The sequence below is a fragment of the Simplicispira sp. genome, assembly GCF_028687295.1.
In the GTDB taxonomy this organism is placed as follows: domain Bacteria; phylum Pseudomonadota; class Gammaproteobacteria; order Burkholderiales; family Burkholderiaceae_C; genus Simplicispira; species Simplicispira metamorpha.
In genome coordinates this window covers 22,076-29,118 of record NZ_JAQUAL010000023.1, presented here as the reverse complement: position 1 = coordinate 29,118, position 7,043 = coordinate 22,076, and the positions used below count along the sequence as shown (strand labels likewise).

At 64.5% G+C, this 7,043-nt stretch carries 8 protein-coding genes; 4 read left to right on the top strand and 4 right to left on the bottom strand.

The window, feature by feature from the left end; genetic code table 11:
* Positions 1-173 precede the first annotated feature (173 nt).
* Entirely contained in the window at positions 174-1,175 is a 1,002-nt protein-coding gene (locus tag PHX69_RS04650; protein ID WP_119014117.1) for a tripartite tricarboxylate transporter substrate binding protein, read from the top strand.
* A 128-nt stretch (positions 1,176-1,303) separates the two neighbouring features.
* On the opposite strand, the gene PHX69_RS04645 is transcribed toward PHX69_RS04650, so the two are convergent.
* The 4 genes from PHX69_RS04645 to PHX69_RS04630 form a co-directional block, all read right to left on the bottom strand.
* A complete protein-coding gene (locus tag PHX69_RS04645; protein ID WP_119014084.1) occupies positions 1,304-1,525 on the bottom strand; it encodes a hypothetical protein in 222 nt (73 codons plus the stop codon).
* On the bottom strand, positions 1,522-2,043 hold the full coding sequence (locus PHX69_RS04640; protein WP_288042588.1) for an ATPase: 522 nt from the start codon (positions 2,041-2,043) through the stop codon (positions 1,522-1,524). The genes PHX69_RS04645 and PHX69_RS04640 overlap by 4 nt, the downstream gene beginning before the upstream one ends.
* Before the next feature lie 4 nt (positions 2,044-2,047).
* Positions 2,048-2,386: a hypothetical protein gene (locus PHX69_RS04635; RefSeq protein WP_288042587.1), complete on the bottom strand. Its 339-nt coding sequence runs from the start codon at positions 2,384-2,386 to the stop codon at positions 2,048-2,050.
* Between the two features lie 201 nt (positions 2,387-2,587).
* Entirely contained in the window at positions 2,588-3,499 is a 912-nt protein-coding gene (locus PHX69_RS04630; protein ID WP_119014087.1) for a LysR family transcriptional regulator, read from the bottom strand.
* 95 nt (positions 3,500-3,594) lie between these two features.
* Here PHX69_RS04630 and PHX69_RS04625 point away from each other — a divergent pair, with 95 nt between their 5' ends.
* The 3 genes from PHX69_RS04625 to PHX69_RS04615 all read left to right on the top strand — a co-directional run bounded on the left by PHX69_RS04625 (position 3,595) and on the right by PHX69_RS04615 (position 6,931).
* Positions 3,595-4,500 carry an HTD2 family dehydratase gene (locus tag PHX69_RS04625; protein WP_288042585.1) on the top strand — a complete coding sequence of 302 codons (906 nt, stop codon included), beginning with the start codon at positions 3,595-3,597 and terminating at the stop codon, positions 4,498-4,500.
* 79 nt (positions 4,501-4,579) lie between these two features.
* The gene (locus PHX69_RS04620) at positions 4,580-5,740 is read left to right on the top strand and encodes an acyl-CoA dehydrogenase family protein (RefSeq protein WP_288042584.1); all 1,161 of its coding nucleotides are present in this window, start codon (positions 4,580-4,582) and stop codon (positions 5,738-5,740) included.
* Positions 5,741-5,749: 9 nt separating this feature from the next.
* Positions 5,750-6,931: a CaiB/BaiF CoA transferase family protein gene (locus PHX69_RS04615; RefSeq protein WP_288042583.1), complete on the top strand. Its 1,182-nt coding sequence runs from the start codon at positions 5,750-5,752 to the stop codon at positions 6,929-6,931.
* Positions 6,932-7,043 lie beyond the last annotated feature (112 nt).

Below are 7,043 nucleotides of genomic sequence, written 5' to 3'. Positions count from 1 at the left end.
CGGCGCCAGGCGGCTGTGAACGCTGAGCAATTCCTGTAGCCACGGCTGCACCTCTACCGTCATCTTGACTTGCCACGTTGTTTTGACGCGTGGCACTTTACATCAAGGACTACGGCTGTAGTACTAGAGTGATCAGCGCGACAAACACCAAAAACCACTACCAGGAGACAAACATGACCGATTCCCGTGCAAATTTTTCTGCATCGCGGCGCCAGTTTGGGCGCCAGTTGTTGTCCGTGGGCGCGTTGGCGGCGGCTTTGCCAGGGGCGGCCACAGCCGCCACATCGCCTTTCCCTGCCAAGCCGATCACGGTGCTGCTGCCGTTTCCGCCCGGCGGCAGCGCCGACGCCATGGTGCGTGCCATCACCCATGTGGCCATGGCGGAGTTGGGCCAGCCCGTGGTCATCATGCACCGGCCCGGTGGTGGCGGCGTGACGGGCACCGCGAGCCTGACGCAGAACGTGGCCCCCGATGGACACACCCTGGCGCTGATGCACAACGCCGTGTTGCGCCAGCCGTTGCTACAGAAAGTGGGTTGGGACCCGTTGGTTGACTTCACGTACATCACCGGGTTGGCCAGTCTGTCCACGCTGATTACGGTGCGGGCCGATGCCCCCTGGAAGAATTTGCAGGAGCTGCTGGCCGACGCCAAAGCGCGCCCTGGCGCCATCAGCTACGGCACCGTGGGTGCGACCAGTGCCAACCGCATTGCGGGCGAGCAGCTGGCGCGGCTGGTGGGTGGGCAGTTCAACATGGTTCCTTACAAGGGCGGTGCCGAGGCCATCACGGCGTTGATGGGCGGCCACTTGGATGTGTACGGCGACCCCGGCGTGGGGCCGGTGGCGCTGTCGGGCAAGCTGCGGGTGCTGGCCTCGTTCACCGACCAGCGGCTTCAGCGCTTTCCAGCGGTGCCCACGGTCAAAGAGCTGGGCTATGGCCTGAGCGTGTACTCGCCCTTTGGCATCGTCGGGCCCCGGGGCATGGACGCTGCGGTGGTCGATCGCCTGCATACCGTCTTCAGCCAGGCCGCCACCGATCCGATCTACCAGAAGGTGCTGGAGGATTACGACTTCATGCCCTACCGCATGGATCCCGCCGCGTACCGCCAATACGCGCAAGAGCAGTTTGCCCGCGAGAAAACCTTGCTGCAGAAACTGGGCTTCAAGCCCGAGTAGGCGGGATGGTGCGTCCGGGATGCGCCCGTAACCAGCTGCTCCAGGGCGCAATCAGGCCATGACAAGTCTTGGAAAGGCTTGCACGCTGTCCAGCACTTGCTCTTGAGAGCGCTTGGGCGTGAAGGCGCTCATGTGGGTTTTCCGTTCACGGGAGCCGCGTCTTTTGGCGGGCTGTCGGTGTGGCCCACCTGGGGATAGACATGCTCTAGCACCCCGTTGCGCATGACCACTACGGCGGTGCCCGTCTGCGCTGCAATTTGCCGTGCGCGCAGTGCAGCGCGTTGCAAGGCCAGCCAGGAGCCCCGCAGGTCGGCATTGTTTGCGTTCTCAATCGGTTGGGAAGGGGTCATGGTGCTTCGCTCCAGTTCAGCAAAATCGGTTCTTCGCCCGAGTTGTCGTACAGCGCCCACGCATCCACGGCAGGGGCGTAATGGCGGCTCAGGTTGTCCAGTCCGGCAGCAAAGCGACGGCGGATCACGGCTTCAGGAATATGGTGCCCACCTTGTTTGACCCGCTGCGCCACCCGTGCCAGCGCTTCATCCGCGCTGGCAAGCCGCAGAAAAATCAACTCCACCCGGTAGCCAGCCGCACGCCAACGGGCGATGTGGCGCAGGTAGGCGCGCCCCGACAGCGTGGTTTCAAAAGCAAAGCTTTGCCCGGTCTGGAAATGCCGCTCCAGTTCTGCCAGCATCAGCCGCGCTGCTGGCAAAGCGGCGCTTTCGGGGGCAAACGGTGCCAAGCCAGCCGCAATCAGATCGGCATTCAAAAATTGGGGGCAGCCCGCCTCATTGGGTAAAAACTCGCGGGCAAAGGTAGTTTTACCTGCGCCATTGGGGCCGGCAATGATGATGACTTTGCGCTCGGCCATCGGGTCAAAGCTCCAGCGCGTAAGGGGGGTGCTTGAAGGTGATGCCTTCTTTGCCAACCACCTCGCCCAGCCACTGGCGAATCTCCGGGCTGTTGACGTTGTCGCTATAGATCCAGCCCCCGTTGCCGGTGTGGTAGGGCGGGTCAATATAGATGCACTTCACCTGTCCGGCATAGCGCGGCAGCAACGCTTTGAGGGCGTGCAGGTTGTCGCCCTGCACAATCAGGTTGCCCGCATCTGCCGGGCGGCAAGAGAGTTCTGGCACCGGCTCCAGCAGGCGAAATGGCACATTTTTGTGGTGTTTGACGCCGGCATCCTTGCCGATCCAGTTCAATGTTGGCATTGCGCCTGTCCAATCCAATTTGACGCGATGGCGTTGTGTTGTTCTTTATTTGCGCGGTGCCAGTGCACCCAGCCCGCAGTACCCCCGACAGAGGCATACAGCCCAGAACCGCTCAGCGATACCGGCCTGTCTCAAGATGCCGTTGGCAGTGTGGCGCGATTCGACTGTGAATGACCTTGTTCATGCGGAGCAATGTACCAGTCAGCCCAAGGGCGCTACCCCCGGCTGGTAATGCCCCCGCAGCGTGTCGATCAGCGCCTGGGCGTAGCTGGGCAGCTTGTCCTGGTCGCGCACCAGGATGTAGCGCTCGCGCACACTCCAGGGGTCGGTCAGCTCAATCAGCGCCAGTTGCATGCTGGCCTGGTTGCGCCGCGCGGCGCTCTCAGGGACGATGCCCACGCCCACACCGGCGCCAATCATGCGGCACATGGCGTCAAAGCTCGATAGCTGGATACGGAGTTTGAGCGGCTTGCCCAGCTTGTCGGTCACTTGCGCCAGAAAGTTTTGCAGCGTGCTGCCGTGGTGCATGCCCACGTGGTCTTGCTCCAGCGTCTCGGCAAAGGCGATGGTGGCGTGGCGGGCCAGCGGGTGGTTGTGCGCTGCCACCAGCACCAGCCGGTCGGTGCTGAAGTGCAGGGCTTGCAGCCCCAGCGTATCGACCTGTCCGGCCACGATGCCCAGATCAGCACGCCCGTCCAGCACGCCACGGGCAATCTCAGCATTCGGTTTTTCCTGAAGGTCGATATTGACTTTGGGGTTGGCCGCCAAAAAGGTGGGCAGGATTTCGGGCATGAAATCGGTCACGGCGGTGGTGTTGGCAAACACCCGCAGGTGGCCGCGCAGGCCGCCGCCGTACTCCTGCAAATCGGCGCGCAGCTGTTCGGTCTGGCGCAGCACGCCGCGCGCGTGGTGCAAAAAGGCCTCGCCGGGGGGCGACAGGCGCACGCCCCGGGCTTCGCGGTAGAGCAGGGGCAGGCCCGCCTGGGTCTCCAGCGCCTTGATGCGGGCACTGGCGGCGGCCAGCGACAGGTGCTGGCGCGCAGCGGCGCGGGTGAGGTTGCCTTCGTCGGCGGTGAGCACGAACAGGCGCAGGTCGGTCAGGTCAAAGTGCATGCCGCCATGGTAGTGCAGCGCGGCCCAAGACTTCGAAATTGCAGAAGCCTTGCTTTTGAAAACAGTGATTGTGCCCACGCCGGTGTGCGGCGACCATGGCGGCCATGAGCAGCACCTTCACCCCCGACGCCCGCACCGTGGATGCGGCACAACTGGCCCATCTGCAAACCTGGACGGGCCGCACCGAAACCCTGACCGACAGCATCACCGCCGCGCCGGTGAGCGGCCTGTCGGCCACGCTGGACCGCGACGACGCCGCCCCCGTGCCCGGCACCGCGCTGGCGCCGCTGTGGCACTGGCTGTATTTTTTGCCGCAGGTGCGCCACAGCGGCCTGGGGCCGGACGGCCACCCGGCGCGCGGTGGCTTTTTGCCGCCGGTGCCACTGCCCCGGCGCATGTGGGCCGGAGGCCGCTTGCGCTGGGAAGAAAACAACCCGCTGGTGGTCGGCGATGCGGTGCAGCGCGTCTCGCGCATTGAATCGGTCACGCACAAGGCGGGCCGCACCGGCGATCTGGTGTTTGTGCTGGTCAAGCATGAAATCTCTAACGCCCGGGGCTTGGCGCTGACCGAAGAGCACGACATCGTGTACCGCGCCGCACCGCAACCGGGCGACCCGGTGCCCCCGCCCACCGCCGCCGACACCGGCGCGCCCTGGCAGCGCACCATCACGCCCGATGACGTGCTGCTGTTTCGCTACTCGGCACTCACCTTCAACGGCCACCGCATCCACTACGACCGCCAGTACGTCACCCAGGTCGAGGGCTACCCCGGCCTGATCGTGCATGGCCCCTTGATTGCCACGCTGCTGGTGGACTTGGTGCGCCGCCATGTGCCCGATGCCCGCCTCAAGAGCTTCCAGTTCAAGGCCGTGCGCCCGACGTTTGATTTGCACCCCTTTGGCCTGAACGGCGCCCCGGCCGCCGACGGCAAAACCGTGCGCCTGTGGGGTAACGACCACGAGGGGTTCCTCACCATGCAGGGCAGCGCCGCGTTGTTCTGACACTGATTGCATCAAAAACCATAGCTGCTAGCGCTTTCCAGGTAAGCGCTAGAGCCAAAAAACACTGGAAAAAACCACCATGACCCACCAACCCGACCAGTACCAGGAAATCCGCGACGCCGTGCGCGCCCTGTGCGCCCAGTTCCCCGACGAATACTTCCGCAAAGTCGATGAGGCCCGCGCCTACCCCGAAGCATTTGTCGATGCCCTGACCAAAGCCGGCTGGATGGCCGCGCTGATCCCGCAGGAATACGGCGGCTCGGGCCTGACCATGGCCGAAGCCTCGGTCATCATGGAAGAAATCAACCGCAGCGGCGGCAACTCCGGTGCCTGCCACGGCCAGATGTACGTGATGAACGCCATCGTGCGCAGCGGCTCACAGGCGCAAAAAGAAAAGTACCTGCCCCAGATCGCCTCGGGTGCGCTGCGCATTCAGTCCATGGGCGTGACCGAGCCCACCACCGGCAGCGACACCACCAAGCTCAAGACCACGGCGGTGAAGAAGGATGGCCGCTGGGTCATCAACGGCCAAAAGGTCTGGATCTCGCGCATACAGCACAGCGATTTGATGATTTTGCTGGCGCGCACCACGCCCGCCGACCAAGTGAAGAAGCGCTCCGATGGCCTGTCCTGCTTCCTCATCGACCTGAAAACGGCGATTGGCAACGGCCTGACGGTGCGCCCCATCCTGAACATGGTCAACCACGAGACCAACGAACTGTTCTTCGACCACCTGGAAATCCCCGAGGACGCGCTGCTGGGCGAAGAAGGCAAGGGTTTCAAGACCCTGCTGGACGGCCTGAACGCCGAGCGCACGCTGATTGCCGCCGAGTGCATTGGCGATGGCTACTGGTTCATTGACCGCGCCTCCAAGTATGCGAACGAGCGCGTGGTGTTTGGCCGCCCCATCGGCCAGAACCAGGGCGTGCAGTTTCCGATTGCCGATGCCTTCATCGAGCTGGAAGCGGCCAACCTGATGCGCTGGAAAGCCTGCGCCATGATCGACGCCCACCAGAACGCGGGCGCCGAGGCCAACATGGCCAAGTACTTGGCCGCCAAGGCCAGCTGGGAGGCGGCCAACGTGTGCATGCAGACGCACGGCGGCTTCGGCTTTGCCTGCGAATACGACATCGAGCGCAAATTCCGCGAAACCCGCCTGTACCAGGTGGCGCCGATTTCGACCAACATGATCTACAGCTACGTGGCCGAGCATGTGCTTGGGCTGCCACGCTCCTTCTGAGGGCTTTTTATGACCAGGCCACTGGACGGCATCACCGTCGTATCTCTGGAACACGCGATTGCCGCGCCGTTCTGCACCCGGCAACTGGCCGACCTGGGCGCGCGCGTCATCAAGGTCGAGCGCCCCGGCGCGGGGGACTTTGCCCGCGCCTACGACCAGCGCGTGCGCGGCGAGGCTTCGCACTTCGTCTGGGTCAACCGCTCCAAGGAGAGCCTGACGCTGGACCTCAAGCAGCCGGGCGCCGTGGCGGTGCTCAAAAACATTCTGGCCAGCGCCGATGTGCTGGTGCAAAACCTGGCCCCGGGCGCCGCCGCCCGCATGGGCCTGGGCTACGAGTCGCTGAAGGCGAGCCACCCGCAGCTCATCGTCTGCGACATCTCCGGCTACGGCGAAGACGGCCCCTACCGCGACAAAAAAGCCTACGACCTGCTGATCCAGAGCGAGGCGGGGTTTTTGTCGGTCACGGGCACGCCCGACGAGCCCAGCAAGGCGGGCAACTCGGTGGCCGACATTGCGGCGGGCATGTACGCCTACAGCAGCATCCTGGCGGCGCTGTTGCAGCGCGGCAAAACGGGCCAGGGCAGCCACATCGACGTGTCCATGCTCGAATCCCTGGGCGAGTGGATGGGCTACCCCATGTACTACGCCTTCGAGGGCGCTGCGCCGCCGCCGCGCACGGGGGCATCGCACGCCTCCATCTACCCCTACGGCCCGTTTGCCGTGGGCGATGGCGGCGCGGTGATGCTGGGCCTGCAAAACGAGCGCGAGTGGAAGGCCTTTTGCGACACGGTGCTGCAAAACCCCGCGCTGGCCACCGACCCGCGCTTTGACGCCAACGCCAAGCGCAATGCCCACCGCGAAGCCCTCAAGGCGCTGATCCTGGAAACCTTTGCCCCGCTGACCACCGCCCAGGTGCTGGAGCGGCTGGAGCAGGCGCAGATTGCCAACGCTCGCATGAACACCATGGCCGACCTGTGGGCGCACCCGCAATTGCAGGCGCGCAACCGCTGGCGCACCGTGGGCAGCCCGGCGGGCGACATCCCGGCGCTGCTGCCCCCCGGGCGGCACAGCAGCTTTGACTACCGCATGGACGCCGTGCCCCAGGTGGGCGAGCACACCGACGCCATCTTGCGCACCCTGGGCCGCAGCGATGCCGACATTGCGCAGCTGCGCGCCACGGGCGCCGTTTGAGGTGCGCGCCCGCATTCTGCTGCACCCAATCACTATGAAATAAATAGCTGCTAGCGCACACCCCGTAAGCGCTAGAGGCCGATTTGACTAAAAATTTACCAGGAGCACCCGC

Coding starts and splice junctions, on each gene's coding strand:
- PHX69_RS04630 (WP_119014087.1), bottom strand. CDS start 3,499: ATGCACTTTGACCTGACCGACCTGCGCCTGTTCGTGCTCACCGCCGAC.
- PHX69_RS04650 (WP_119014117.1), top strand. CDS start 174: ATGACCGATTCCCGTGCAAATTTTTCTGCATCGCGGCGCCAGTTTGGG.
- PHX69_RS04635 (WP_288042587.1), bottom strand. CDS start 2,386: ATGCCAACATTGAACTGGATCGGCAAGGATGCCGGCGTCAAACACCAC.
- PHX69_RS04615 (WP_288042583.1), top strand. CDS start 5,750: ATGACCAGGCCACTGGACGGCATCACCGTCGTATCTCTGGAACACGCG.
- PHX69_RS04620 (WP_288042584.1), top strand. CDS start 4,580: ATGACCCACCAACCCGACCAGTACCAGGAAATCCGCGACGCCGTGCGC.
- PHX69_RS04625 (WP_288042585.1), top strand. CDS start 3,595: ATGGCGGCCATGAGCAGCACCTTCACCCCCGACGCCCGCACCGTGGAT.
- PHX69_RS04645 (WP_119014084.1), bottom strand. CDS start 1,525: ATGACCCCTTCCCAACCGATTGAGAACGCAAACAATGCCGACCTGCGG.
- PHX69_RS04640 (WP_288042588.1), bottom strand. CDS start 2,043: ATGGCCGAGCGCAAAGTCATCATCATTGCCGGCCCCAATGGCGCAGGT.